General features: G+C 44.8%; 22 protein-coding genes. 13 read left to right on the plus strand and 9 right to left on the minus strand.

Annotation, left to right across the window (positions count from 1 at the left end):
* The first annotated feature begins 24 nt into the window (after positions 1-24).
* The 4 genes from ugpE (at position 25) to MSG36_RS08530 (ending at position 3,829) form a co-directional block, all read left to right on the plus strand.
* On the plus strand, positions 25-867 hold the full coding sequence (gene ugpE, locus MSG36_RS08515) for a sn-glycerol-3-phosphate ABC transporter permease UgpE (protein ID WP_048669553.1): 843 nt from the start codon (positions 25-27) through the stop codon (positions 865-867).
* Positions 857-2,155, plus strand: a complete 1,299-nt coding sequence (gene ugpC, locus MSG36_RS08520) for a sn-glycerol-3-phosphate ABC transporter ATP-binding protein UgpC (RefSeq protein WP_248367259.1) — start codon at positions 857-859, stop codon at positions 2,153-2,155. The genes ugpE and ugpC overlap by 11 nt, the downstream gene beginning before the upstream one ends.
* Positions 2,156-2,211: 56 nt before the next feature.
* Entirely contained in the window at positions 2,212-2,931 is a 720-nt protein-coding gene (locus MSG36_RS08525; protein WP_248367261.1) for a glycerophosphodiester phosphodiesterase family protein, read from the plus strand.
* Between the two features lie 160 nt (positions 2,932-3,091).
* Positions 3,092-3,829 carry a sulfite exporter TauE/SafE family protein gene (locus MSG36_RS08530; RefSeq protein WP_048612840.1) on the plus strand — a complete coding sequence of 246 codons (738 nt, stop codon included), beginning with the start codon at positions 3,092-3,094 and terminating at the stop codon, positions 3,827-3,829.
* 105 nt (positions 3,830-3,934) lie between these two features.
* Here MSG36_RS08530 and MSG36_RS08535 read toward each other — a convergent pair whose 3' ends face one another.
* Both MSG36_RS08535 and MSG36_RS08540 read right to left on the minus strand, forming a co-directional pair.
* Positions 3,935-4,708 (minus strand): L,D-transpeptidase family protein, encoded by a 774-nt coding sequence (locus MSG36_RS08535; protein WP_248367263.1) that lies wholly within the window; start codon positions 4,706-4,708, stop codon positions 3,935-3,937.
* 2 nt (positions 4,709-4,710) lie between these two features.
* Positions 4,711-5,193, minus strand: coding sequence for a GNAT family N-acetyltransferase (locus MSG36_RS08540; RefSeq protein WP_248367265.1), 483 nt, complete (start codon positions 5,191-5,193; stop codon positions 4,711-4,713).
* A gap of 219 nt (positions 5,194-5,412) precedes the next feature.
* Between MSG36_RS08540 and MSG36_RS08545 the strand changes: the two genes are divergently transcribed.
* The 3 genes from MSG36_RS08545 (at position 5,413) to grxB (ending at position 7,696) form a co-directional block, all read left to right on the plus strand.
* Entirely contained in the window at positions 5,413-6,393 is a 981-nt protein-coding gene (locus MSG36_RS08545) for a Gfo/Idh/MocA family oxidoreductase (RefSeq protein WP_248367268.1), read from the plus strand.
* Positions 6,394-6,557: 164 nt separating this feature from the next.
* Positions 6,558-6,716, plus strand: coding sequence for a hypothetical protein (locus MSG36_RS08550; RefSeq protein WP_004733064.1), 159 nt, complete (start codon positions 6,558-6,560; stop codon positions 6,714-6,716).
* A 347-nt stretch (positions 6,717-7,063) separates the two neighbouring features.
* Positions 7,064-7,696, plus strand: coding sequence for a glutaredoxin 2 (gene grxB, locus MSG36_RS08555; protein ID WP_248367271.1), 633 nt, complete (start codon positions 7,064-7,066; stop codon positions 7,694-7,696).
* Between the two features lie 160 nt (positions 7,697-7,856).
* Here the strand turns inward: grxB and MSG36_RS08560 are convergent, their stop codons facing one another.
* Positions 7,857-8,690 carry a pyruvate, water dikinase regulatory protein gene (locus MSG36_RS08560; RefSeq protein WP_048612835.1) on the minus strand — a complete coding sequence of 278 codons (834 nt, stop codon included), beginning with the start codon at positions 8,688-8,690 and terminating at the stop codon, positions 7,857-7,859.
* A gap of 178 nt (positions 8,691-8,868) precedes the next feature.
* Here MSG36_RS08560 and ppsA point away from each other — a divergent pair, with 178 nt between their 5' ends.
* Complete coding sequence (gene ppsA / locus MSG36_RS08565) at positions 8,869-11,241, plus strand: phosphoenolpyruvate synthase (RefSeq protein ID WP_248367273.1); 2,373 nt, start codon at positions 8,869-8,871, stop codon at positions 11,239-11,241.
* A 116-nt stretch (positions 11,242-11,357) separates the two neighbouring features.
* On the opposite strand, the gene MSG36_RS08570 is transcribed toward ppsA, so the two are convergent.
* Positions 11,358-12,713, minus strand: coding sequence for a serine hydrolase domain-containing protein (locus tag MSG36_RS08570; protein WP_086774573.1), 1,356 nt, complete (start codon positions 12,711-12,713; stop codon positions 11,358-11,360).
* A gap of 92 nt (positions 12,714-12,805) precedes the next feature.
* On the opposite strand from MSG36_RS08570, the gene MSG36_RS08575 reads away from it, so the two are divergent.
* The gene (locus MSG36_RS08575; protein WP_050621784.1) at positions 12,806-13,783 is read left to right on the plus strand and encodes an AraC family transcriptional regulator; all 978 of its coding nucleotides are present in this window, start codon (positions 12,806-12,808) and stop codon (positions 13,781-13,783) included.
* 70 nt (positions 13,784-13,853) lie between these two features.
* Here MSG36_RS08575 and MSG36_RS08580 read toward each other — a convergent pair whose 3' ends face one another.
* Positions 13,854-14,969: a hypothetical protein gene (locus tag MSG36_RS08580; RefSeq protein WP_048609044.1), complete on the minus strand. Its 1,116-nt coding sequence runs from the start codon at positions 14,967-14,969 to the stop codon at positions 13,854-13,856.
* A gap of 322 nt (positions 14,970-15,291) precedes the next feature.
* On the opposite strand from MSG36_RS08580, the gene MSG36_RS08585 reads away from it, so the two are divergent.
* The gene (locus tag MSG36_RS08585; protein ID WP_248367276.1) at positions 15,292-16,626 is read left to right on the plus strand and encodes an MATE family efflux transporter; all 1,335 of its coding nucleotides are present in this window, start codon (positions 15,292-15,294) and stop codon (positions 16,624-16,626) included.
* A gap of 92 nt (positions 16,627-16,718) precedes the next feature.
* Here MSG36_RS08585 and MSG36_RS08590 read toward each other — a convergent pair whose 3' ends face one another.
* Both MSG36_RS08590 and MSG36_RS08595 read right to left on the minus strand, forming a co-directional pair.
* Positions 16,719-17,468: a sulfite exporter TauE/SafE family protein gene (locus MSG36_RS08590; RefSeq protein WP_081090204.1), complete on the minus strand. Its 750-nt coding sequence runs from the start codon at positions 17,466-17,468 to the stop codon at positions 16,719-16,721.
* Between the two features lie 52 nt (positions 17,469-17,520).
* Positions 17,521-18,411: a TIM barrel protein gene (locus MSG36_RS08595; protein WP_248367278.1), complete on the minus strand. Its 891-nt coding sequence runs from the start codon at positions 18,409-18,411 to the stop codon at positions 17,521-17,523.
* A gap of 250 nt (positions 18,412-18,661) precedes the next feature.
* Between MSG36_RS08595 and MSG36_RS08600 the strand changes: the two genes are divergently transcribed.
* From MSG36_RS08600 to MSG36_RS08610, 3 genes are all read left to right on the plus strand, one after another.
* Positions 18,662-19,870, plus strand: a complete 1,209-nt coding sequence (locus MSG36_RS08600) for an acetyl-CoA C-acetyltransferase (protein ID WP_050633221.1) — start codon at positions 18,662-18,664, stop codon at positions 19,868-19,870.
* Positions 19,871-19,990: 120 nt separating this feature from the next.
* Entirely contained in the window at positions 19,991-20,647 is a 657-nt protein-coding gene (locus MSG36_RS08605) for a CoA transferase subunit A (protein WP_048612829.1), read from the plus strand.
* Positions 20,647-21,378, plus strand: a complete 732-nt coding sequence (locus tag MSG36_RS08610) for a 3-oxoacid CoA-transferase subunit B (RefSeq protein WP_205627810.1) — start codon at positions 20,647-20,649, stop codon at positions 21,376-21,378. The genes MSG36_RS08605 and MSG36_RS08610 overlap by 1 nt, the downstream gene beginning before the upstream one ends.
* 262 nt (positions 21,379-21,640) lie before the next feature.
* On the opposite strand, the gene MSG36_RS08615 is transcribed toward MSG36_RS08610, so the two are convergent.
* Positions 21,641-23,149 carry a CoA-acylating methylmalonate-semialdehyde dehydrogenase gene (locus tag MSG36_RS08615; RefSeq protein WP_248367280.1) on the minus strand — a complete coding sequence of 503 codons (1,509 nt, stop codon included), beginning with the start codon at positions 23,147-23,149 and terminating at the stop codon, positions 21,641-21,643.
* An 11-nt stretch (positions 23,150-23,160) separates the two neighbouring features.
* On the minus strand, positions 23,161-25,140 hold the full coding sequence (iolC, locus tag MSG36_RS08620) for a 5-dehydro-2-deoxygluconokinase (protein WP_248367352.1): 1,980 nt from the start codon (positions 25,138-25,140) through the stop codon (positions 23,161-23,163).
* Positions 25,141-25,689 lie beyond the last annotated feature (549 nt).

A 25,689-nucleotide genomic window follows, 5' to 3' on the forward strand; every position in this document is an offset into this window, starting at 1 on the left:
GTTTTAACGCGACAGGAGTTATTTATGAAAAGTAATAAGATCTCTGACCACCTAATTTTAATTGCTGGGATGCTGTTCATGTTGGTCCCTATTTGGCTAATCTTCGCCAGCTCGACGCATAACCCAAACACCATTGTCAGCGATGGCTTGCAGTGGTTACCGGGCGATAACTTTACAGCCATTTATAGCGAAGCTTGGAACAAAAGCATGGGCTTCAGTGGTGAAGTCACCGCTAGCAAAATGATCGCCAATTCGATGATCATGGGACTAGGTTTTGCGATCGGTAAGATCATCATTTCGATGATGGCCGCGTTTGCTTTAGTCTACTTCAGGCTGCCTTACGCCACGGCTTGGTTTTGGCTGATCTTCGTAACCCTGCTGTTACCACTAGAGGTTCGTATTATCCCATCTTATGAAGTGGTTGCTGGGCTTGGGCTGCTTAATAGCTACACAGGTTTAATTCTACCTCTGATCGCGTCAGCCACCGCAACCTTCTTTTTTAGACAGTTCTTCAAAACCATCCCCGATGAATTATTGGAAGCAGCACAGTTGGATAACGCAGGTCCGTTTCGATTCTTTGTCGACATCTTACTGCCACTGTCTAAAACCATGATCGCCGCGATCTTCATCATCATGTTTGTGGTGGGTTGGAACCAATATTTGTGGCCAATCATGATGACCACGGACGAAGGCTACAACACCATCGTGATGGGCATCAAACAAGTACTCAACAACATCAATGAAACCAGTTTACCGCGCTACGACTATGTTTTTGCCATGGTGATTTTAGCTATGTTGCCACCCGTTTTAGTGGTGGTTGTATTTCAGCGTTGGTTTGTAAAAGGGCTAGTAGAAAGTGAAAAATAGCAACGACACAACTCAAATGACCGATAACCGCATTCAATCACTCGATGAGTACAAGACGTCTCACCCAGCTTCTCCGCAAAAATCAGAGGACACCCCGATGCCAAAGTTAAAACAAACGTTAGGGCACACCCAAGCCACTCACAACCATACGCACAAAGCACCTACCATGTTAGGCATCAAAAACTTGGTAAAGACTTATGAGAACGGTCATCGTGCAGTGAAAGATGTCTCGCTTGAGATCGAAAAGGGTGAATTTCTTGTGTTGGTTGGCCCATCGGGCTGCGGCAAGTCTTCTATCCTACGTTCAATTGCGGGGTTGGAAAGCATCTCTGGCGGTGAGATTCACTTGGGTGGCCGCCGTGTTGATAACGAAAAGCCAGCTCAACGCGATATCGCAATGGTCTTTCAAAATTACGCACTCTACCCTCACATGACGGTGTACAAAAACCTCGCTTATGGTTTAAAGAACCGAGGTGTCAGCCAACACGTGATTGAAGAGAAGATTGAGAAAGTCGCCAAGACACTGAAAATCGAAGAGTACCTAGACCGCAAACCAGCCAAGCTTTCGGGTGGTCAGCGCCAGCGTGTTGCTATGGGGCGAGCGATCGTACGCGACCCTCAACTGTTCTTGTTTGATGAGCCTTTGTCTAACCTAGATGCCTCATTGCGCTCTCACATGAGATTAGAAATCAAAAAGCTGCAACGCGAGCTAGGCGTAACCAGTGTTTACGTGACCCACGACCAAGTCGAAGCCATGACACTGGCAGATAGAATTGTGGTTCTCAACAAAGGTCAGATAGAACAAGTCGGCACACCAAGAGAGGTCTACCACCAGCCTGCCAGCACCTTTGTGGCAAGCTTCATTGGTAGCCCCGCGATGAACTTCTTAACTGCCACGCTCGATGATGGCTATCTTGAAATCGGCGATCAACAAATGTATCTACCAGAGTACGCGCACGTTAAGGACGCGACTATCACGCTTGGCATTCGCCCTGAACACTCTGAGGTTTGTTCCGAATTAAAGATGAACACCTTGCCTCTCGAACTGCGTATCAGTGTGGTTGAGCCGTTGGGGCCGAATCAATTAGTTCATGGCTTTGTGAACGACCAACCCTTTATCGCCGTCACACCAGAAACGACACTATGCCAAGTACTGCCGCTCGGATTAAGCATTGATAAATCCAACCTACATATTTTTGACAGTCGTGGGAAGCGTATTCAGCCGAATAACTTTACTTCACAAGAGTCACGCGAAGAGGCGACAAGCATAACGACGGCTCTCGCTTAATCGAGTACACTGATATTTAATGCGTTTTTACGGTGCGTCTTTAAGAAGGATTAATTATGTCGTCTATCATCGTAGGTCATCGGGGTGTAGCAGGTACTCACCCAGAAAATACCAAAGCAAGCATTGAACAAGCCGCTAAACTCGGCTTGAAATGGATTGAAGTAGATATTCAGCCAACTCAGGATGATCAACTTGTGGTTTGTCACGACCACACCCTTGAGCGCTGCAGCGATGGCAAGGGTCGTATCGACGAACATACCCTTGCAGAACTGCGTCAGCTCGATTTTGGCAGTTGGAAATCTGAGCAGTTCGCTGGTGAAAGAATATTGACGTTGGAAGAGTTGCTCGCGCTTGTTGAGCAGCATGATCTCAGCGTGAACTTAGAAATCAAAGTCGACAGTCGACATCAAGCGCCTCATGTCGTTGATTTGCTGCATACCGAGTTGATTCGTTCAAATCTAGACACCGACAGAGTGCTGCTTTCAAGTTTCAGCCATCAAGTGGTTTCTGAAATGGCCCGTCACCTGCCGAGATACAGAGTTGGTGTGATCACTGAGCAACTGACTCAAGCCGACTTGATGTTGATTGACGAGGTTAAAGCGTTCAGCTGTCACATGAACTACGAGCATGTGAATCAGAGCGATCTTGATACACTGAGTGAAGCAAACATCCAAACATGGTGCTACACAGTAAACGATCCGTCTCACTTCAAATTCACCTCAAAAGTAGATGCCGTATTCACTGATTTTCCGAATCAATTCACCTCTATAAATTGACAAAACGAATACTGAAAAAACAACCCCGAGAGACTTTAAAATTAACTCTCGGGAAACCTTAAAATTAGGTAGCAAACACAAGTGAGTAGGAGTACATTCCGCTACTCACTTGGTTTCATTAGCTCGCTCTATTTAGACAGCTTCATTGGTTACTTAATTTATGGATCTCATTTTTAGTCCAACCTTCCCAATTTTGGGTGCAATCTTCATTTTCGCCGCTATTGTTCGTGGCTTCTCAGGTTTCGGTTTCACCTTAGTGGCATTGCCATTAAGTGCGTTATTCGTGCCTGTTATCGAACTGGTTCCTGTCTTCATGTTGATCGATCTCCTAGGCAATGTTCAATTACTGCCTAAAGTTCGAAAACACGTTAACTGGCGCTGGGTTTTAAAGGTATTTATCCCTTGTTTTGCCTTCACACCAGTCGGCTTACTTCTGCTTAAATCCGTTAGCCAAGACACGATCATCTTGATCATCAGTGCCTTCATTTTTGCGTCTGCACTTATGATCTACAAAGGTTTCCAGTACAAAAGCGAACCTAGATTTGCTCCCTATATTCTAGGAAGCCTTGCGGGTGTAATGAACGGCGCGGCTTCGATGTCAGGGCCTCCAATTGGCACTCATGCATTGGCAAGCCCAGTCGCTCCGCACATTGCCAGAGCTGGCTTGATAGCCTTCTTTGTATTGGCAGATTCTACTGCATTTGTTTCGGCATCTATCGCTGGGTTAGTCGACCGCGATGTAGTTTGGCTGACTCTCGCGCTTCTACCAAGCAGCATGTTTGGCGGTTATGTGGGTTCTAAACTGTTCGAGAGATTTGGTGGAGCGAAGTTTAAGCCAGTCACCATTGCATTGCTGATTGTGATTGCAATATTCAGTGCTGGTCGAGTCTTACTATAACTGGCTTTAGCGGTTAATTTTGGAAGTTGCTTTCAGAAGTTGGTTTCGCGAATTGATTGCGCTAATTGACTGCGGAAAGTGATTAAGAAAAGTGGGTACCAATGACTACCATTCGATATGGATAGGGGTACCCATTTTTACAAGTTGGAGAAACTCATCCATATCTTGATTGGTTAATGCGATACAGCCATCCGTCCAATCAAAGCTTTGGATAAAGCTCGGCGAACGACGCTCACCATTTTTGATGCCATGGATTTTGATGTTTCCTCCGGGGTCTACGTCATTTTGCTCTGCCCATTGCATATCCGAAGGTTGCGGATAGTTAATATGTACTGAGCGATAAAAGTCCGACTCTTCCATCACATAATCGAGCTGATATTCCCCTTCAGGCGTTCGGTTGTCCCCTTCAAAGCGTTTATGCCCTTTCGGTTGTTTGCCTAGCGCAATACGAAACTCCTGAATCACCTCCTCACCTTTAAGCAGATACATCCTACGTTTCGATTTATCGACTTTTACTAAAGTAACCACTTGCGACAGCAATTCCATCTCAGAAGCGCTATCTGGTACGTTGTAAAACTGTCGAGAGGAACTTTGAGGTGGACGTTTCGATGACCCTTGAGAAAGCTGAGCTACCTTTTCATCAGAGCGACTGTTAAGAACATCATCGACAATAATCACATGCTTGGAGTTTGAGCTGGTGGAAGAGGTTGAGTTAGATGAAGACGTTGAGACACGTTGAGAATGAGCCGGTGCAGACTCGAATACGATGGTTTCGATAGCGGTCGCGTCAGAGACTATTTTCTCGACCACGACTTGCTCAGCATTCGCGTTCGAAGCCACAAACAGTAAACACAGTGATAAAGGCAGAAACAGACGCACCTTTAGATCTCCTCAAAACGCATGGACATGGTTCGTGACTGAGTTTCCATTCCTAAAGACTCATAGAAACCCTGAGCTTGTTGATTAAACTCCATTACCTCCAACCTAAGTTCTATTGCCCCTCTCGCTTGCGCCCATTGATTAAACGACTTCATTAACGCTCGGCCAGCACCTTGGCTCTGAACCTGATCGTTCACCACAATCGTATTGACCCTTGCCACCTTGTGCGACTGAATAAAACTGACGCCTTTGTTCTGCGTTACCTTACCCGCTAAAAAGCCGACGACTTGCTTTTCATCGACTGCAACCAAGAAAGCGCCAAGTGGGTCAAGCATCAAACCTAACCAATACTCTTCACTGTCGGCCAAACCTTGTGACGCTGGCGCAAATACCATAGGCGCACCAAGATGATGTTGACGGTTTATCTGCTCAGAGAGCGCTAAGATCGCGTTAATATCAGTTACCTTGGCCGTCCGAATTTGCATATCATCACCTTGTTTGAATTCAATAACACCTTAGCAAAAATGGCTTAGTTGTGCACCGTTACACTGGTCAACTCAGACGCTCTGTAAAGGCTGATTATTAATATTAGGCACTATGTTTAGGGAAATTGTTCCGTAAATCTCAGGCACATTACCAGCCGTTGAGTGCTACTATCTCTGCAGAATCAATATACTAACGACGACCAACGACTGGATACCTATATGATTAAGTTTGCTGTAATTGGAACCAATTGGATTACACAAAAGTTTGTTCAAGCTGCTCACGAATCTCAATCGATGCAACTTGCTGCGGTTTACTCTCGAAATCTAGACAGCGCGGCACAGTTCGCCCAAGAATTTGACGTTGAAACCACGTATGACTCACTCGACGCATTGGCCAATGACAACACTGTTGAGGCCGTGTACATCGCTTCACCAAACTCACTGCATTGCGAGCAATCTATCTTCATGATGGAACACGGTAAGCATGTCATCTGTGAAAAGCCTGTCGCATCGAATATCGAAGAAGCAACACGAATGTTTGAGGTCGCTCAGAAGAACGGTGTAGTGCTGTTTGAGGCGTATAAATCTCAATTCCTACCGAACTTTAAGCAAATTCAACTTGGGTTAGAAAAGATTGGCAAGGTACATAAGGCACACATCAACTACTGCCAGTATTCATCGCGCTACCAAAAGTACCTAAACGGCGAGAACCCAAACACCTTCAATCCAGCTTTTTCTAACGGCTCATTGGTCGATATTGGCTTTTACTGTGTTGCCGCGACAGTCGCGCTATTTGGCAAACCTGGAAATGCACAGGCTTCTGCAAAGCTACTTGATTCAGGTGTCGATGCGCATGGCTGTGCGATCTTCCAGTACCCAGAATTCGACGTAACGCTTGCTCACTCAAAAGTCAGCGACTCTTATGCACCAAGCGAGATCCAAGGTGAATTAGGGGCGATCATCATCGATCACATCGCTGAATGTACCGACGTTAAGATCCGCTATCGCGATGGCACAGTAGAAAACCTTACTCAAGCACAAAGCGAAAACTCCATGAGTTACGAAGCGCAGGCTTTTGCTAGTTGCATTGCTGGCGACAACACAACACAAGCACTGGCCCAACTGCGCGCTTTAACGGTTGCCAAGTTAATTACAGAGATGCGCCAACAAGTTGGTGTCGTGTATCCAGCGGATAAATAAAGGCACTGTGTAAGTTAACAATCTGATTTTTAAGACATACTGATTTATACATAACTAAATTTAATCTTTACGACAAATAATCGGATTAGTTGATTGGGGTCCCATCTGTTTAAATCCGCGTTCGATATCTATCGTATTTATTTAATTTATTGAAGGTGTGTAAAGTGTTTTCAGTTGATGATCGCGTTGTAGCAACAAAAGGTGTTGAACTAGGTGAAATGGTAGTAACTGGCCTAAGTGCTGGTGGCGGCTACGTTCACGTTACAACGGTAGAAGGCGCAATGACGCTTACTTACCCAGCGCAAGATCTTAAAAAAGCATAGTTTAACCACTCTGCCCTTTTAGTAGTCACTCTACTAAAAGTAACAAAATTGAGGCTTTGGCTGACTTCACTCTTCTGCATTAGAGTGAGCAGCCAGAGCCTTTTTTATGCCCGTCATTTACCCACCAGCTTTCTCATTCGCTTACTCGTTACGATAAAACGGCATCCCACTGACAATAGAATTAGGCAATGAGTTTCTACATTCAATACTTATTCCCATCGTTTTCTTGATATCCCCGAGCACTTAATCGCAGTGAATAGTTCTTGTTAACAAAGGCTTATTGTCTGCGAAAGTTTCTGGTACATTAGCATCATCTTATACTAAGAAAGACCCGAACGAGGGAAGCTATGAAGCTTTACATTTACGACCACTGCCCTTTCTGTGCAAGAGTCTCCTACATTGCTCAATCGCTAGGCTTGAACATTGAGCTTGTTTCTGTCGATTATGATGATGCCCAAACCCTTATCGATCTGATCGGTAAAAAAATGGTACCCGTCTTACAAAAAGACGACGGCTCTATCATGGCTGAGAGCCTAGATATCATCGCGTACTTCATGGACTTGAAATCAAGCGATGAGCAGCGTGTGCCATCAGAGCAAGTGACGGCGTTCCAAACTCGTGCATTCCCTCTTACTCAACAGATTGGTCGCCCACGTTGGTGGAACCTCGACTTGGCTGAATATCGCTCTGCTGGAGCTAAAGAAGCTTGGCGTGCCAGTAAAGAGACCGAAGGTTTTAACTTTGAAGAGCTCTTAGAAAAGACGCCTCAGTACGTTCAATTGATTAACCCATTACTGAAAGATGCCGAACTATTACTGGATCTAGAAAATGGTGAGTCATCACTGCCTCTAGTCGATCAAGCGGTGTATTTCTCGATGCTTCGTGGCTTTTGCGTAGAACCAAGCATCAGTTGGCCACCAGCACTTGAACGCTGGTTAGAAAAGAAAAGCGAAACGCTAAAGCTGTCTTTACTTCGCTAGAAAGCTATCTCTGGTTAAGAAAGCAAGCTCTGATTAAGAAAACAAGCTCTGATTCGCAAGCGACTACAACGAGCATAAACAAAAAATCGAAGCTCTCAGGTGTAAACTGCGAGCTTCGATTTTCTTTTATCTGGCCATTCTATTTCTCTAAGGTTTTGTCTTACAGTAGACGCCTTCTCAAACCCGTTCGCTCCAAGATTCGTGTCGAAATTTCTTCAACCGATAGCGAAGAGGTATTAATGTACGGCACAGCCTCTCTGCGGAACATCGCCTCCACCGTTTGCAATTCATACAAACATTGTGAGTCACTGGCGTATTCACTGCCTGCTAAGCGGTTCTCACGAATTTCAGTGAGCCTTTCTGCATCAATGGTTAAACCAAACAGCTTATGTCGGTAGATCTCAAACTCGGGCAACAACTTTAAGCGCGCTAAGTCATCGTGGATAAATGGGTAGTTTGCTACGCGTAAGCCAAACTGCATCGCCATATACAAACTTGTTGGTGTTTTGCCACTTCGAGAAACACCCAACAAGATGATGTCGGCTTCTTCCAGCCCTTTTAGCGTGATGCCATCATCATGCGCGAGCGTGTACTCAATCGCAGCAATACGGTCGAAATACTTCACCGAGTCCTTGTTTACACTGCGTGAGCGCTGCAACTTAGGAACAGGCGCCATCTGAATGTCATCCTGTACTTTCTGCACGATGCTCTCTAACACGTCATAACAGTGCGCGGGCGCTTCTAGCAATTTGGTTTTGATATCAGGTATCACAATCGAAAAGAACACTAGAGGTTCTAATCCGGTATCACGATACGAAATTTCAATCTCTTTTAATAAATCAGAAAGTTTGTCCTCACTTTCCACAAACGGGAAGGTTTTTTCATTGGCTTTGAAAGGGAATTGACCTAGAACAACATGCCCTAAAGTCTCACATGTTATGGCCGTTCCATCAGAAACATAGAATACATCACGACTTTGGATATCAATTTGCATTTTTTATTTAATGTTTAAAATTATTTTGAGTAGGATGGGAACCATAATATATATAACGAAACCCTGCTGACTATTACGTCCCCCACAGCTTTAAAAAATAATATACATTTTTTTAAACTGATACGTAATCGTTTGCCTTTAAATCCCTACAATGCTTGCTATGTTTCTGGAGAAATAAATGCAAAATAATACCCTATGGTTCAATGGCCTATCCATGGAAGATGTCGACAAAGTCGGCGGTAAGAACGCCTCACTGGGCGAGATGGTTTCTAACCTGTCCAATGCTGGTGTTTCTGTACCTAATGGTTTTGCTACCACCTCTTATGCGTTTAACGACTTTCTTGATTACAAAGGTCTTGATGAGCGCATTCACCAACTACTTGATGAACTTGATGTTGAAGACGTTGACGCACTGCGTAAGACAGGTGCAACGATTCGACAATGGGTTCTAAATGCACCCTTCCCAGAATCACTAGAGCAAGACATCCGTGAGAACTACCGCGAGCTAATTGAAGACAACGAAGAATTGTCTGTAGCGGTTCGTTCATCGGCAACCGCAGAAGATCTTCCAGATGCTTCTTTTGCAGGCCAACAAGAAACCTTCCTTAACGTGAAAGGCATCGACGCTGTACTCGAAGCAACCAAGCACGTTTACGCGTCACTGTTTAACGACCGCGCTATCTCTTACCGTGTACATCAAGGCTTTGACCACCGTGGCATTTCATTGTCTGCGGGTATCCAGCGCATGGTTCGCTCAGACAAAGCCTCTTCAGGTGTGATGTTCACGCTTGATACTGAGTCTGGCTTCGACCAAGTGGTATTCATCACCTCTTCTTGGGGCTTGGGTGAAATGGTTGTACAAGGTGCTGTGAACCCAGACGAGTTCTACGTTCACAAGCCAATGTTAGAAGCGGGTCACTACCCAATCGTTAAAAAGACGTTTGGTTCTAAATTGATCAAGATGATCTACTCGACCAATCAAGAGATCGGTAAGCAAGTAGATATCATCGACACCGACACTCAAGAGCGTAACGAGTTCTCACTCAACGATGAAGAGATCAAAGAGCTAGCAAAACAAGCGATGATCATTGAGAAGCACTACCAACGTCCGATGGACATTGAGTGGGCGAAAGATGGCATCGACGGCAAGCTTTACATCGTTCAGGCTCGCCCAGAAACCGTATGTTCTCAAAGCGATCAAAACGTTATCGAGCGTTACGAGCTAAACAATAAGGCGGATGTCTTGGTTGAAGGTCGTGCTATCGGTCAACGCATCGGTTCTGGCCCAGTTCGCTTGGTTGATTCACTAGACCAAATGTCACTGGTTCAAGAAGGCGACGTACTGGTAACAGACATGACAGACCCAGATTGGGAACCTGTTATGAAAAAAGCCTCTGCGATTGTTACTAACCGTGGTGGCCGAACTTGTCACGCTGCAATCATCGCTCGTGAGCTTGGTATCCCAGCAATTGTTGGTTGTGGTACAGCAACAAGCAGCCTAAACGATGGCGATACCGTGACAGTGTCATGTTCAGAAGGCGAAACAGGCTACGTTTACAACGGCGAACTCGACTTTGAAATCAAACGTTCTGAGGTTGATGAGCTACCAATGCTACCAACCAAAGTAATGATGAACGTGGGTAACCCAGATCGTGCCTTCGACTTTGCACAGATTCCAAACGAAGGTGTTGGCCTTGCTCGTCTAGAATTCATCATCAACAAGATGATCGGTATTCACCCTAAAGCACTGCTTAACTTCGATGCGCAAACGGATGAGCTAAAAGCGGAAATCAACGAACGTATTCGCGGCTACAAAGATCCAATCGATTTCTACGTAAGCAAATTAACAGAAGGCATCGCGACTATCGCTTCTGCATTCTGGCCTAAGCGTGTGATCGTACGTATGTCTGACTTTAAGTCGAATGAGTACAGCAACCTTGTAGGCGGCAAAACGTTTGAACCACATGAAGAGAACCCAATGCTGGGCTTCCGTGGCGCATCTCGTTACATCTCACCAGTATTCGAAGACTGTTTCGAGCTAGAAACTCAAGCGATCAAACGTGTTCGTAACGAGATGGGTCTTAAGAACGTTGAAATCATGATTCCATTCGTTCGCACGCCAAGCGAAGCGGCATCAGTTATCGACATTCTGGCTAAGTTCGACCTACGCCGTGGCGACCAAGGTCTGAAAGTGATCATGATGTGTGAACTACCATCGAATGCAATTTTGGCTGAAGAGTTCTTGAAGTACTTCGATGGCTTCTCTATCGGTTCAAACGACATGACGCAACTGACGCTTGGCCTAGACCGAGATTCAGGCGATGTGGCACACCTCTTCGATGAGCGTAACCCAGCCGTGAAAGCAATGCTGAAAATGGCGATCGATGCGGCAACCAAAGCGGGTAAATACGTGGGTATTTGTGGCCAAGGCCCATCTGACCATGACGACCTAGCAGAGTGGTTAATGGAGCAAGGCATCAGCTCTGTTTCACTAAACCCGGATACGGTTATCGATACGTGGTTGAAGCTAGGTAACGTTGCCAACAAGTAACGTTTAATCACTCAAATAGAAACACCGAAAAGTAGAGTCAACAAAGCCAGTCATTGCGACTGGCTTTTTCTTTATTGGCTGTTGTTTCTAGTTTCTACCTTGCTCAGCCACGGACATTACTTGTCATTCAACAACTTAGCCGCAGAGCGCATTAGTGCTGGGCCTTTGTTCTCACCAAAACCTGAGTGGTATGGGTTGGTTGAGAACATCACACCCACAAAGTCACGCGCAGGGTCGATGTAAATAAATTGGCCTAGGTTGCCGCTTTTCGACATCGCACCATCGTTGAAGATGAAATCAAACTGGTATGCGTTGTAGTCCGCTTTTTCGTTGTACGCGTGCAGTGAACTGCTCTCTTTGCTAGTACCTACGAATGCTTTTGGATCACCGCCGTTGCGGATACGATCAATCACAGCTTGTGACACCACTGGCTCATCAGCCACCGCTTTCCAACTAGGTGTAAATAGTGTTCCCCAGCGCGCCATGTCTTCTACCGTTGATGAAACCAAGCCAACCGCGATCGCCATACCATCTGGCGTCAAGTTGAATTGCATTGGTTGACGTGCGTGCACTTTTGACCAAACACGATCTTCGAATACTTGAGTCCAAGTTTTGTTTTCAACGTTTTCAACTAACTTAGTCAGCACCATGGTGTTGATAGATGCGTAACGGAAATGGTCACCTGCTTGTTCACCTTCCAGTTTCTGTGCACCTTGAGCCACTTCCATCCAAGTTTCCATCTCACCCGTTTTTGCTCTTGGTGAGTTAAACGATGCCGCAAAGAAACGCACCACATCAGAATCTGGGTTCAAGATAGACTCTAATGTCTCTTCATTGTCTAGCGCGGTCGACATGTTCAGAACTTGGTGTACTGTGATGCCATCCCAGTTCGTTCCTTTCAATTCAGAAACATATTCAGCAATCTCTTTTTCAGGGTCGACTTTGCCCTCTTCCACTAACATCGCAATCACAGTACCAACCGTGGTTTTCGCTGTAGATGCCCAAACATGCGTATCTGTCGGCTTCATACCCGGGTAAGCTTCGTAAACGATCTCCCCTTTGTGAATTAGCATAAAGCCTTGAGTACGGAACTGTTCATCCGCCAAGTACTGATCCATTGTCAACTGACCTTTGCTTTCAGTATCAACTTTGAGTGCAGCGAGTCGTGGGTCGATATTTTTAACTAAAGGCTTGTACTCTTCGTTTGGAGCCGCCAGTGCCGTTGGTAGAAACTCACTCATGTGCATGTTGTAGTAAACGCTGTGGTCGCCGCCCATCTGCCAATGAAAGTTATTGAATAACTCACGAGCTGAGTCAGTAAAACTTGGGGTAAATGCTGTGCTCGCCTCCTTCACGGTCAAGGTAACTTGAGCGCCTTCAACTTTCAGAGCTTCTTCAACTGGGTTTGCTGCAAGAGCAAATGATGATGCGGTCGCTAAAGATACTAGAACGGCAATGTGTTTGAGTTTCATAATTGGTCTCCTGTTTGGGTTAGGAGAAGTATAAGGAGATGCGCTACACTTAATTAGGTCACTTGGTGACATTTAATGGTAGACACAAGACAATGAAAGCATCATCGAACACCACCAGCATATTGCTCACTTCGACCAGTAACATTGCTCCATATATTCAGTATTGTGACAAACATAGACTGGATTGGCGTACCGTCGCCGATGCGTGCGGTCTACCCATTGAACTAACACAATCCAATCAATGGCTTCCTACACAAGACGTGATTCGCTTCATTCATGGCCTTGAGCGGAAGTTTGGTTATTCGATAGGGATTGAGGTTGGACGTAGAGCTTCTCTAGAGCAATTGTCACCTGAGCTAGACCGAAAAATTGACCAATGCACGTCACTAGAGCAAGCGGTACGTTGCTTGATTACTGAAATATCGACCTTAAGTAATCACGTCACCATATGGACGGAAAAAAGCGATGGCTTGTGGTGGCTGTGTCATCGAAGTTGCTATCACCCATCGACCTCAGGTTTTGAACAAGCCGAATGGTTTCGTGCTCTGACCGTGATTAGCCTATGCCGTAAGTTCATTGACAGTCGCTGGCAACCATCACACGCCAAGTTGGTCTCTAAGCACAACGGCGCACGTAAATTACCTAAGCATTTCTTTGATTCTGATATTCAGTTTGAACAGCAATACGGTGCGTTCTCGATTCCGCTGCCCGATGATTATCGTGCCATTTCAGAACGAAATAGTACCCAAGATTGGCATCACGCTGTCGAGATATTAATAGACACCTATGCGACTCTACCTTGGTTCAATATTGAGTGGTTTGCGACCATGCTCGGCATGACAAAACGAACGCTGCAAAGAAACCTGAAAAGCAAAGACATTCTCTTTAAACAAGCCAAAGAACAGGTTCGAAAAACCAAAGCAAAACAGCTACTTGAAGATACCAACCTTTCTGTTCAAGACATCAGTTGGCAAGTGGGTTACAGCGACCTGAGTAATTTCAATCGTGCATTCAAAGGTTGGGTGGGAATCACTGCTCCGAGCTATCGAAGCAATAAAAGAGGTTATTAAAATCCGAGGCTCAAAAACAAAAAAGTCCGGTCAAATAACCGGACTCATAGTAGCTCTCAGTACCAGTTTACTACTCTAATAAAGCTCTGGCGTTATCACCTTGCTCATAGATATAGAGGCTGACACGAGACAATATCGTTATCTCTTCTAAGCTGACTTGAAGTGAGTTCTGCCCCCTTCCAAGGTTCGCTCTCAAGCGATCAACCAACTGCTGTACAGCCATCAAATCATCTCTCGCTTTAGGTACTCGAGTGTTCATAAAGTTGAACCATTTTTCACTCATATTACGACTTATCTTGGCAAGCACCTCAGTATTGGTAATGGTGAATGCCTTATCAAGATTGCCTCCATCTCGAAGGATGTCATAGATGATGTGACCGTTCTTTTTCGCTACCATCATATTCTTGGTATTGAGCTGCAATTCACCGATATGTCCGTTGGCCATTTTTAAGAAGAACTTAATGTCTTTGTAACCGGCGTCTGTTGCTCCGCAGTTGAATTTTGCATTGTCGCCTTGGCTTGTACCGTAGCGATCTTTCATCGCAGACTGGTGGTGTTTTAGCTCAATAAACTCTTTGGTCAAAATGATCATCGCCTTGGCTACGATCATATCGTCCATATTCTCGAATACGATGGTCATACGAGCGGCATCTTTGAGATCACCAATATCGTAGTGACGTTTTCGATTGGTAATTTTATCCAGCGCGCCGTGGAAATCTTTTACGCCTAGATAAGCACCCGGAGGCTGTTTGAGTGTGCCGTTACATACTGAAGCGACTTTAACAGCAAACTCTCTGAGCGCTTCTTGCGCCTCAACCGTTTCCATAAACATCATGAACAGCTGCTTTTTCTTAAGCGTGGCATTCGCGACCTGATTTCGAGAACCAAAATCTAGGTTACCGCTCCCTAACTTCTGGCTAGACGATTCATCCAAGTAATTATGAATTTTCTCTTTCTGAGTCATGATGTCGAGAATGACCTGATCTTGCTGCTTATTGGCGTCATTCATGTAATCGAAGTTTTCGACTTTCTGTTTTAGAGCTTGTAACTTCTGTTGGTAGTCTTTGACGTTAACCAAACGAAAGCCCTGAGACATAATCCCTTGCTGGTTTATCTTCGCCAGAACCTTAGCTTTGTTCTTTCTCACTTGTTCTTGGCTGATCTGAATTTCTTCTGTCCCTGGCATATTTTGGCTCCCTCTCCAATATGCATTTAAAAATGTGCTTGCTGACTCGCAATTCCTTTTCTCTCCAACGATATTAGTTTATGGGTTTGATAATTACATTAGCCAACTTCGATAAGTCTATAAAATAAATAAGGTTTGAGAGGTGCTTCCATAAAGTCACAGTGCAGAATGCACCGAACCTACTGAAAACATGCATAGGTAATATGTTTAGATCGGGTAACATTTATTGGTATCGAGCTGACGTTACGTTATCCTTTACGCAATTCTTCATTGAGTGGATTGTCACTACGACAAACCTACCTTCAAGACTGATAAGAGTGTTATGAATTCTACTACCGCAACTCCCTCGCCTTCTCTTGGCCGACAACTCTATACAATGACATGGCCAATGCTGTTTGGGGTGCTCTCCCTGATGAGCTTCCAGCTCGTAGACAGTGCTTTTATTGGCCAGCTAGGCGTGCTGCCGCTCGCGGTTCAAGGCTTCACGCTGCCAATTCAAATGATCATTATCGGGATTCAAGTCGGACTAGGCATCGCGACAACGGCTGTGATCGCGAGAGCGATTGGCGCCAACGAGATACGCTATGCCAAACAGCTCGGCGGATTAGTGGTTGCGATGGGCAGTGTGAGTGTCGCGCTGTTCTCCGTCATCATCTACCTACTTCGTGGTCCTATTTTACAACTCCTGGATGCGCCACCGACGGTATTGCCGATCATTGATTCTTACTGGATATATTGGCTTGTAAGCTCTTGGACAGGCGCACTGCTCTACTTTTTCTACAGTGTGTGTCGTGCCAATGGTAATACCATGCTGCCCGGTTCGATGATGATCGCGACCAGTATTATCAACTTGATATTGGACCCGATTTTCATCTTCACGCTCGACATGGGTATCAACGGAGCCGCGATTGCGACCATCTTGGCGTTCGGTGCAGGTATCTTTATCGTTGCTCCTAAGGTGACTAAGAAGCATTGGATGACATTCGACTGGCACGATCTCGATATCGGCAAAAGTGTTCGCTCTATAGGAAACATCATGGGACCAGCCATGATCAGTCAACTGCTGCCACCAGTCTCTTCTATGCTCGCCACCAAACTGCTTGCAAGCTACGGCACAGCAGCCGTTGCGGCTTGGGCGCTAGGTTCACGTTTTGAATTCTTTTCGATTGTTGCCGTGCTTGCTCTTACTATGTCGATGCCACCAATGATTGGACGCATGTTGGGAGAGAAAAACCTAGAAAACATACGCAAGCTCGTCAAGATTGCCGTGACGTTCGTATTAGGGTTCCAATTGGTGATCGCACTAATAACTTGGGTGTTCTCTGGCGGGTTGGCAAGTCTCATGACCAGCGAAGACGAAGTCTCGACCATTTTGAACTACCACCTATTGATCGTTCCTATTAGCTTAGGACCACTGGGTATCTGTATGTTAATGGTTTCTATCTCTAACGCTTTAGGCAAGTCTTATACTGCCTTGACGATATCAGCACTGCGCCTGTTTGCTTTCTTCTTACCTTGTTTATGGGTTGGTTCGCAGCTTGCTGGCATTGAAGGCCTATTCTGGGGTGCCATGGTAGGTAATGTACTTGCCGGCACTTGTGCATGGTTTATGTACCAACGCGCTCTTGGGCAAGTCGAAGCCAAGCTAGCCAAATAGGTAATTGAACAGCTAGAGCATTATGAATCAAAAAAGCAGCCACTTAGGCTGCTTTTTTACATAACTATGGTTCTCAATAACACTCTAAACACTCAAAGATTCAAACCATCGATGGTCAATTTCATTCCCGAGATAAAGAGAAATAAATAGCACAGTCGATACACCCATATTTGATTAACGCGATGCAACAACCACACTCCTAACTTAACCCCAACAGGAGCGAGAGGCATTAAAATCAATGCCGTCATCATATTGATCGTATCGAATTCACCTAAGGCAGCATAAGGAACAAGTTTGGCTAAATTGACTAAGCCAAACAATACAGCCATGGTCGCTACCAAAACAACTTTGTCTAGTTTCAATGGCAACATGTAAATACTTGCTGGTCCACCGCCCGCGTGAATCGCAGTGCTAGAAAAACCACTCAACGTACTCCAAAACCACGCACTTATTTTTCCACCCGCTTTTTTCTCATCCACACCCAAGAGTAAATACTGACCGCAAAATAGCAGGGAAAGAAGACCAATGAGTAACTTCAATCCAGACTCAGGTGTGATACTCAAAAACAACCCAGCCAAGATGACGCCAAGAACCGCCCCTGGAAGCATGTTCTTAATGACTGAATAATCAGCATTACGATAATGATGTTTTACCGCAAACACATCCATTACACACAATATTGGCAATAAGATGGCAGCAGCTTGAGTAGGTGCAATGGTTATTGCCATAAGGGGAACAGCAATAATACCTAGCGCACCGCCTAATCCCCCCTTGCCAATTCCATAAATCAACACGGCGGGAATCGCAGTCACATAAAACCAAGGTTCAGTCACAATGAGCATGTGCTGTACCCTTTGTTGAAGAAGGTTGTTTTAGCAATGCCATTCCTAACCATTAACCAAACCCTTTTTGACTCAAAAACAATCGACTGCGTTTGATATCGGCTAACGTTCCATCAGAATTTTGGGGATCACGCTCTTGTTCTATAGTGATCCAGTCTGAATAACCGATTTCATTGATAGCCAACTGTACTTCGGCATAATTGATCGCACCTTCACCTATAGGACACATCACTCCTTGTGCGCAAGCAGCCCAGAAACCTACCTTGCTTTCGATAACACCGGAAAACACGGCGTCATTGACATCCTTGAAATGAACATATTCTAATCGAGATGCGTACTCAATTAGGCTTTTCGCTGGATCCATGGCGGCATAATACAGATGACCAGTATCTAAACAGAGCCCAACCTCTTCACTCGATAAATCAACCAACATTCGGTCAATTTCATCACGGTACTCTATATAGCCACCAGCATGAGGATGAACGACAGGACGAATATCATAATGTTTCGCGATAGCAGCAATATCACGAATGGTTTGCATCATTATGTCCCAGAGCTGGTTACCTAATCTTGGAGCTTCGTCACTCAATCCAGCGCATGCACTGCGCACATCATTTACACAATCAATCACGACCAGCTTTTTGCTGCCAATACGCTGAAGCATCGAGCATAAATCATGTGTTCGGTTCAAGATGCCCTCTTTATGTTCCAAAGATGAAAGCGGTTCAAAAAGTGTACCAGCACAGATCACCAAACCATTAGCTTTGATCGCCGTATTAACAAGCTCTCCCTCTAGAGGCATATATCCAAATGGGCCAAGCTCTATTCCTTGATATCCAGCAGCTTTACTTTCCAAGACAACGGTATTCCATGATGGATTATGGACGTTAGTGGCAGACTCCACGCCCCAACAACAAGGTGCGCATGCAATTAAGCTATTCATGACTATTCTCCATTCGATTTAGCGTTAATTCGCAGAAATAACGCTAAAGTAATATACGCCAATTACTTGCAGCCTCATGTTGCATTTATGCAAACCGCGTTTCTACGAACGGCTATAACACCTCCTTCTCTGTGCCCTTAGAATGAATTCATCAACAAAGAATAACCGCACGCTGCGTTTTGTGTATTTACGAACTCTCAGCACCTCATTGAACTGTTTACTCAGCTTTACCTTGATACAGGATATTACGATGGAACCTATCTACATTGTTGCAGCGAAACGTACACCGATTGGCAGCTTCAACGGCGCACTATCTTCAGTTTCTGCACCCACACTAGGCGCTGCTGCAATTAAAGGTGCAATCAGTCAATGTCATATCGACCCTACGCTTATTGATGAAGTGATAGTCGGTAATGTACTCAGTGCTGGTATTGGTATGGGACCGGGGCGCCAAGCCTCAATTCAAGCCGGTATTCCAGAAACGGTCCCTGCATACACACTCAATATGATTTGTGGAAGTGGGATGAAAACGGTCATGGATGCGGCAAGCCATATCAAAGCGGGTGATGCAGAGATCGTTGTTGCCTGCGGAATGGAGAGCATGTCTCAAGCCCCATTTGTACAAACGCACAAAGTTAGAAGTGGCGTTCGTATGGGAAATATTTCGTTAGAAGACACCATCATTACCGATGGTTTAACCGATGCGTTTAATCAGTATCACATGGGTATCACTGCAGAAAACATTGCAGAATCCTTATCTATTTCACGTGAAGAGCAAGATGAGTTTGCACTCAAAAGTCAGCTAAACGCAGCAAGTGCACTAGAGAGCCACGGTTTTAGAAGTGAAATTGAACCAATAGAAGTATCGTTGCGTCGAAAACAATACACCGTCGAGCTTGATGAATATCCAAAGACCGATAGCACATCAGAGAGTCTTAGTCGTTTACGCCCAGCGTTTAAAAAAGATGGCACTGTTACAGCAGGAAATGCCTCGGGTATCAACGATGGTGCTGCCGCGATCATCTTGGCATCCAAATCAGCCGTGGAGCGATACCAACTAAAGCCGATGGCAGAAATCGTTAGCTACGCTCAAGCAGGTTTATCTCCGGAAATTATGGGGCTAGGTCCCGTTCCCGCGATCGCTAATGCACTGGAAAAGTCCAATCTTTCACTGCAAGACATCGAGTATTTTGAGCTTAATGAAGCCTTTGCAGCTCAAGCTATCGGCGTTACAAAGCAGCTCGCAGAGAAACACAACGTTGATCAAAGTTGGATCCTAGAACGCACAAACCATAACGGTGGTGCTATTGCTTTAGGTCATCCACTTGGTGCATCTGGGATCCGTATTCTTGTCAGCTTGGCGTATCAACTAGAGAGAAAGCAACAAGACTATGGCTTAGCATCTTTATGTATCGGTGGAGGCATGGGTACTGCCGTAATCATCAAACGTTGTTCGTAGCTAAGTACTATACGACAAAGTAAAAAATAAATAGCATGACTGCGTAAAAATCATCATCAGCAGTCATACCAAAAATTAAGTTAGACAAGGCGATAAGCCAACTCTGTATAGGGGCGAATTATGAGAAAAAAAATTAGTGCCAACGAGATTGCGGAAAAATTGCATGATGGGATGACCATCATGATTGGCGGCTTTATGGCAAATGGCGCACCAGAGGGCCTTATCGACCTACTACTCGAGCACAACATCCAAGACATCACACTAATTTCGACCGATACAGGGACTCAAACCACAGGCTCCGGTCGACTTATTGCAGCAAAACTCATCAAAAAACTCTATGCCTCTCACATTGGTACCAACCCAGAAACGGGGCACCAAATGAACAATCAAGAGCTAGATGTTGAACTGGTGCCACAAGGTACATTAGCCGAGCGTATTCGCGCAGGAGGCGCTGGACTTGGCGGCATTCTCACCCCAACAGGCCTTGGCACTATGGTGGCTGAGGGTAAACAAGTTATCAATATTGATGGGGAAGATTATTTACTAGAAAAACCTCTGCGCGCGGACCTTGCTTTTATACGCGGTTCAGTTGTCGATACCAAAGGAAATGTGTTTTACAAGAAAACCACTCAAAACTTCAATCCATTAATGGCGACCGCTGCCGACCTTGTGATTGTTGAAGCTGAAACACTTGTTCCTGTTGGCGACATCGAACCAGAGTCAGTACATACCCCAGGTCTATATGTAGATCACGTCTATCAAAAGGAAGCGAAATAATGACGGATATTATTTGTAAACCTCAACCTGTTTATGGCGATGCGCCTTTGGCAAGCAAGATTACCGATAAGGCAGTAATACGCCGAAATATTGCTTGGAGAGTGGCTCAAGAACTGCATGACGGCGACGTCGTGAATTTGGGGATCGGCATGCCCTCTTTGGTTGCAAATGAAATTGACTCGGAAGTCGAGCTCATACTGCAATCTGAAAATGGATTACTCGGTATTGATGCTATTGCTGACGACAGTAATACTGACGCCGATTTAGTCAACGCCGGTGGACAACCGATTACCGCAACCAAAGGCGCAAGCTATTTTAACAGTGCCGACTCCTTCACTATTATTCGCGGTGGTCATGTCGACGTAACGGTTCTCGGAGCCCTGCAAGTCGATGAGCAAGGTAATCTTGCTAACTGGATTATCCCTGGGAAAATGGTCCCAGGGATGGGAGGCGCTATGGATCTAGTCGTAGGCGCGAAAAAAGTCATCGTTTCAATGGAGCACACGGCGAAAGGTAAACACAAGCTTCTTAAAACCTGCTCTCTGCCATTAACCGCCCTTAATCAGGTCGATATGGTCATCACAGAGATGGGCGTGATATCCATTCATAAGTCCCAAATGATATTAACGGAGATAGCCCCTGGCTACACCCCTGAAGAAGTGCAACAAGCAACAGAAGCAACCTTGATAATCCCGACACCTCTCAACATTATGCCACTTCCAAAACATTAAATTTTCTAAATAGTAAATCGTGTTACTGCGTTTTTATTTGTTATGACTGCTCCACGTCATATTCGCCCATGCTGTTACAGCATGGGCTTTTTTACTGTGTTCACGGCTGCACCAAGGTTGTCGATTAAAAAGCACCGATCCTTTCGATTAATTAAACGCATCATCTAATGCAGTAACTGCGTATCTTCCTTTTTTAGTACAAAAAAGCAGTAACCTAAATGGCTACTGCTTATTGTGAAACTACCTAAAACAATAGCTCCGATTACATCGTCGGAAAGTTAAAGCTGCTAGTGTGCTCTTCCAATCGCACGCTGGCAGGCCAGCGACTCGTGACCGTTTTCATTCTTGTATAAAAACGAACCCCATCATTACCGTGCATATTTAAAGGCCCAAAGATAGAGCGTTTCCACCCGCCAAAACTATGAAATGCCATTGGTACAGGAAGAGGGACATTGATACCCACCATCCCAGCCAACACCTCTTCTTGAAACTGACGCGCAGCCTCACCATCTCGAGTGAAAATAGCCGTACCATTACCATATTCGTGTCGATTAATTAGGTCTAAGCCCGTTGCATAATTAGGCACTCGCACAATCACCAACACTGGACCAAAAATTTCATCTTTGTAAATTGTCATCTCAGGGGAGACATGGTCAAACAAAGTCGGCCCAACAAAATACCCCTCTTTGTGGCCTTTAACCTCAAGCGATCGTCCATCAACCAGAAGTGAAGCACCTTGCCGCTCTCCCTCAGAAATATAATCACAAATTTTTTGTTTATGAGCAGCTGAAATAACAGGACCCATATCGTTTTCCCGTCCTTCAACAATCCCAGGCCCGACTCGCATGGACTGTATCTGCGTTTGTAATTTATCGGTTAAACGATCGGCTGTTTCATCCCCGACAACCACTACCACAGATAATGCCATACAACGTTCACCCGCAGCGCCATATGCCGCTCCCATGATGGCTTGAGAGGTCATATCTAGGTCAGCATCTGGCATCACTAAGCAGTGGTTTTTCGCACCACCCAATGCTTGGCAACGCTTACCATGAGCAGAAGCTGTGGTATAGATGTACTCCGCAATCGGTGTAGAACCAACAAAGCTGACCGCTTGTACACGTTCATCGGTAAGCAATACATCCACAGCTCGTTTATCGCCATTTACCACATTGAAGACACCATCGGGTAGCCCTGCTTCTTTAAGTAACAAAGCCAGTTCTATGGCCAGTGACGGATCTTTTTCCGAAGGTTTCAAAACAAATGTATTACCTGTAGCCAATGCTACAGGAAACATCCACATAGGAACCATTGCAGGGAAATTAAATGGTGTGATGCCAACGCACACGCCCAATGGCTGCATTAATGAATGACTATCTATGCCAGTGCCAACATTAGATGAGTGCTCGCCTTTTTGTAGATGTGGGATGCCACATGCAAACTCTACCACTTCGAGCCCTCGAGCTAACTCCCCAACGGCATCTGAATAGACCTTCCCATGCTCACTAGAGATCAAGCGAGCTAAACGGTCAAGATTAGCCTCGACTAAGGCTTTAAATGCAAACAACACACGGGCACGTTTCAATGGTGATGTTTTAGCCCACCCCAGATGAGCATGTTGAGCGGACTCAATAGCTTGTGCCGTTTGTTCTTCATTACTTAAAACAACTTGCTTTGTTTGCAGGCCTGTTGCTGGGTCAAAGATCGGAGCAACGCGTTCCGTTTGATAGTCGCTTATTTCACCATTAATAAAATTAAATACGGTTTTCATAACTGGGTCCTTTAGTTTGAAATCAATGAAGGTGCGCCTTGTGATTTAAGACGAGACTGTAAAGATGACTGACAAGATGTAGATACATTGCGCTGTTGCCACGCTCTCACCAAGCTCGAATAGTTCGATTTGATTTGGGCAATGAGCTCCTGATCATTTATGTCATTCGCTAGCCACAGACTTGATGGCAATCCGAATATTGTTCGCCCAACCGCAAAGCCTTTTACCAGAGAACAATTTGCTGCGGCATTAAATCCTGCTTGTACCTCATCTAATTCCGCATCCAGCCCAAGAATCAATATGCCTCGACAATGTGGGTCATTGTCTTGTATCAACAACTCCACTTGGTTCCAGGACGACTCCGAAAGCGGCGGTAATTTCCACCAGTCAGGTTTAACACCAATGGAATAAAATTGATTCATCAACGTAAGATACTGCTTATCCCCCAAAGTCATTTCCTTAGGTAAAATAACCTCTAGCAGCAATTCGTGCCCCGATTGGCAACACGCGTCATAGACTTCTTTTACTGTCTTTTCTTGTGATAGACGCAAGGCAATGTCATCGTCTGGGTGGCAAAAAACCAAACACTTCACAACATGTTCAAGTGGCCAAGTTCTCAACTGACTGCCGATGTCGCCATGCTCTAATTGCAAAGGTCTAGATCCAGGTTCTTCTACCGGTCTGCCAATCCAAGTACCTGTGCCGGTTGCAGTATTAAGGACTGGCTGACCAAAAGTACCATCACAAAGCAAGCCAAACTGTCCAGACAGATTCTCTTCTTGGCAGACATCTAGCGATGCCTTATAGATCAACTGCTTCAGTATCGAAATACGGTCAAGATCAGCGCCAACATCTTTCGCCATTTGTTCAAACTGACTACGGTGATCGAATGCCAAAATACATAATTCATCCCACTGAGTTTGACGTGTCGTAACTCGATGTAAATGGTTTAGTTGACTGTCTTGATCTGGTCGTAATACATCTTGAGCACGAGCTAAATAATTATCTAACTCTTCTTTAGTAGGCATAGCTGGCGCACAGCCATGGCGTGATACCACTAATGCACCACACGCGTTGGCATAAGCGCAAGCTTTCTCCCAACCTTCATCATTGAGGTAACCTCGTAGCAGGCCAGACATAAAGGCATCACCCGCACCAAGTACATTAAGAACATCCACTTTAACGCCTTCGACAGTGATACCTTCATCCAGTGAACTTGGCACATCGCTGGAAAAAACAGAACTACCCAACGCGCCTCTTTTGCACACGAGTTCAGCTTGACTAACAGTTCGAACCGACCTTAAAGCCGCAACTATATTTGTGGAACCACCAGCTATATGAAACTCCTCTTCTGTACCAACAATAAGGTCGAAAAGGGGTAACACTTGCTGAAGTTGATGCGTTACTTCAGCAGAATCGATATAGCGAGTTTCGCCATCGCCAAGGCTAGTTAATCCCCAAAGAACGGGCCGATAGTCGATATCCAACGCAGTTTTAACACCGTGCTCTCGAGCATACTTTAAGGCAAGTAATACCGCCTCTCGGGTCTGCGGGTTGGAAAGGTGAGTACCTGTAATCGCTAAGCATCGTGCAGAGGCTATGTAAGATTCTGAAATATCATCCACACTGAGCGCCATATCGGCACAATTATCACGATAGAAAATTAATGGAAACGTCTCTTCATCTTTTATGCCTAACAATACTAAAGCTGTTAAACGATCACGATCGGTGATGAGATGGCGAGTATCAACCCCTACAGATCGCAACTCCTCGCGAACAAACCGCCCCATATGCTCATCACCAACACGAGCAAGCATTGATGACTTTAATCCAAGCCTTGCTGTCCCATAAGCAACATTGCCCGACGACCCTCCTAAATATTTCGAAAATGACCCCATAGATTCTAATCGCGAACCAATTTGTTGCCCATAGAGGTCAACCGCCACTCTCCCCAAACAAATCAAATCCAGTGTTTTATCTTGTAACTGCATAATCCCATTCCTTGTAGACAAATTGGTTCGCTTATATTCAGCTTTCATCGCTTACGAAGAGGAAACTCTGTCACCTCTGCAAACTAAAACTCAGCCATAGAAATAAATCTCACCTGTAGACTGCTCTCTCCCTTTATATGAAATAAAAATTCCAAAATCAAAGAAAAACGAAACATACGATTCATTAAAGTGATCGAGTTTACATTTAATCGTAAAAGCAGACTTTAAGCTCAGAAACAAAGGAAAAGTCAGAAAATATTTTTCACTTATTTTTTCATTCGAACAATTTCAATCATTATATTTTTTTAACAATTAAAATCAATGACTTAGCCATAATCAAAATGAGAGGTTTAATTGTAAATCAATAAAAATCAACAAGTTAAACAAAGACAGCCTCACCATAAAACTTAACAACCACAAGATCTATGTAACAATTATAACAATTGCGCATTATATCTAATGGCTAAAAAAAAATTCTGAATATATAGTTACTCACGATAAAAATGAAAAATATTTTTCATCGAAGTGGAAGTTTAAAACGCCTACTTA

The sequence above is a fragment of the Vibrio sp. 1CM8B genome (assembly GCF_023161685.1).
GTDB lineage: Bacteria > Pseudomonadota > Gammaproteobacteria > Enterobacterales > Vibrionaceae > Vibrio > Vibrio coralliirubri.

Excerpts from the sequence above, each read along its gene's own strand:
- ugpE (WP_048669553.1), top strand. The coding sequence starts at position 25 with ATGAAAAGTAATAAGATCTCTGACCACCTAATTTTAATTGCTGGGATG.
- MSG36_RS08525 (WP_248367261.1), top strand. The coding sequence starts at position 2,212 with ATGTCGTCTATCATCGTAGGTCATCGGGGTGTAGCAGGTACTCACCCA.
- MSG36_RS08530 (WP_048612840.1), top strand. The coding sequence starts at position 3,092 with ATGGATCTCATTTTTAGTCCAACCTTCCCAATTTTGGGTGCAATCTTC.
- MSG36_RS08540 (WP_248367265.1), bottom strand. The coding sequence starts at position 5,193 with ATGCAAATTCGGACGGCCAAGGTAACTGATATTAACGCGATCTTAGCG.
- MSG36_RS08545 (WP_248367268.1), top strand. The coding sequence starts at position 5,413 with ATGATTAAGTTTGCTGTAATTGGAACCAATTGGATTACACAAAAGTTT.
- grxB (WP_248367271.1), top strand. The coding sequence starts at position 7,064 with ATGAAGCTTTACATTTACGACCACTGCCCTTTCTGTGCAAGAGTCTCC.
- MSG36_RS08560 (WP_048612835.1), bottom strand. The coding sequence starts at position 8,690 with ATGCAAATTGATATCCAAAGTCGTGATGTATTCTATGTTTCTGATGGA.
- ppsA (WP_248367273.1), top strand. The coding sequence starts at position 8,869 with ATGCAAAATAATACCCTATGGTTCAATGGCCTATCCATGGAAGATGTC.
- MSG36_RS08570 (WP_086774573.1), bottom strand. The coding sequence starts at position 12,713 with ATGAAACTCAAACACATTGCCGTTCTAGTATCTTTAGCGACCGCATCA.
- MSG36_RS08575 (WP_050621784.1), top strand. The coding sequence starts at position 12,806 with ATGAAAGCATCATCGAACACCACCAGCATATTGCTCACTTCGACCAGT.
- MSG36_RS08580 (WP_048609044.1), bottom strand. The coding sequence starts at position 14,969 with ATGCCAGGGACAGAAGAAATTCAGATCAGCCAAGAACAAGTGAGAAAG.
- MSG36_RS08585 (WP_248367276.1), top strand. The coding sequence starts at position 15,292 with ATGAATTCTACTACCGCAACTCCCTCGCCTTCTCTTGGCCGACAACTC.
- MSG36_RS08590 (WP_081090204.1), bottom strand. The coding sequence starts at position 17,468 with ATGCTCATTGTGACTGAACCTTGGTTTTATGTGACTGCGATTCCCGCC.
- MSG36_RS08595 (WP_248367278.1), bottom strand. The coding sequence starts at position 18,411 with ATGAATAGCTTAATTGCATGCGCACCTTGTTGTTGGGGCGTGGAGTCT.
- MSG36_RS08600 (WP_050633221.1), top strand. The coding sequence starts at position 18,662 with ATGGAACCTATCTACATTGTTGCAGCGAAACGTACACCGATTGGCAGC.
- MSG36_RS08605 (WP_048612829.1), top strand. The coding sequence starts at position 19,991 with ATGAGAAAAAAAATTAGTGCCAACGAGATTGCGGAAAAATTGCATGAT.
- MSG36_RS08610 (WP_205627810.1), top strand. The coding sequence starts at position 20,647 with ATGACGGATATTATTTGTAAACCTCAACCTGTTTATGGCGATGCGCCT.
- MSG36_RS08615 (WP_248367280.1), bottom strand. The coding sequence starts at position 23,149 with ATGAAAACCGTATTTAATTTTATTAATGGTGAAATAAGCGACTATCAA.
- iolC (WP_248367352.1), bottom strand. The coding sequence starts at position 25,140 with ATGCAGTTACAAGATAAAACACTGGATTTGATTTGTTTGGGGAGAGTG.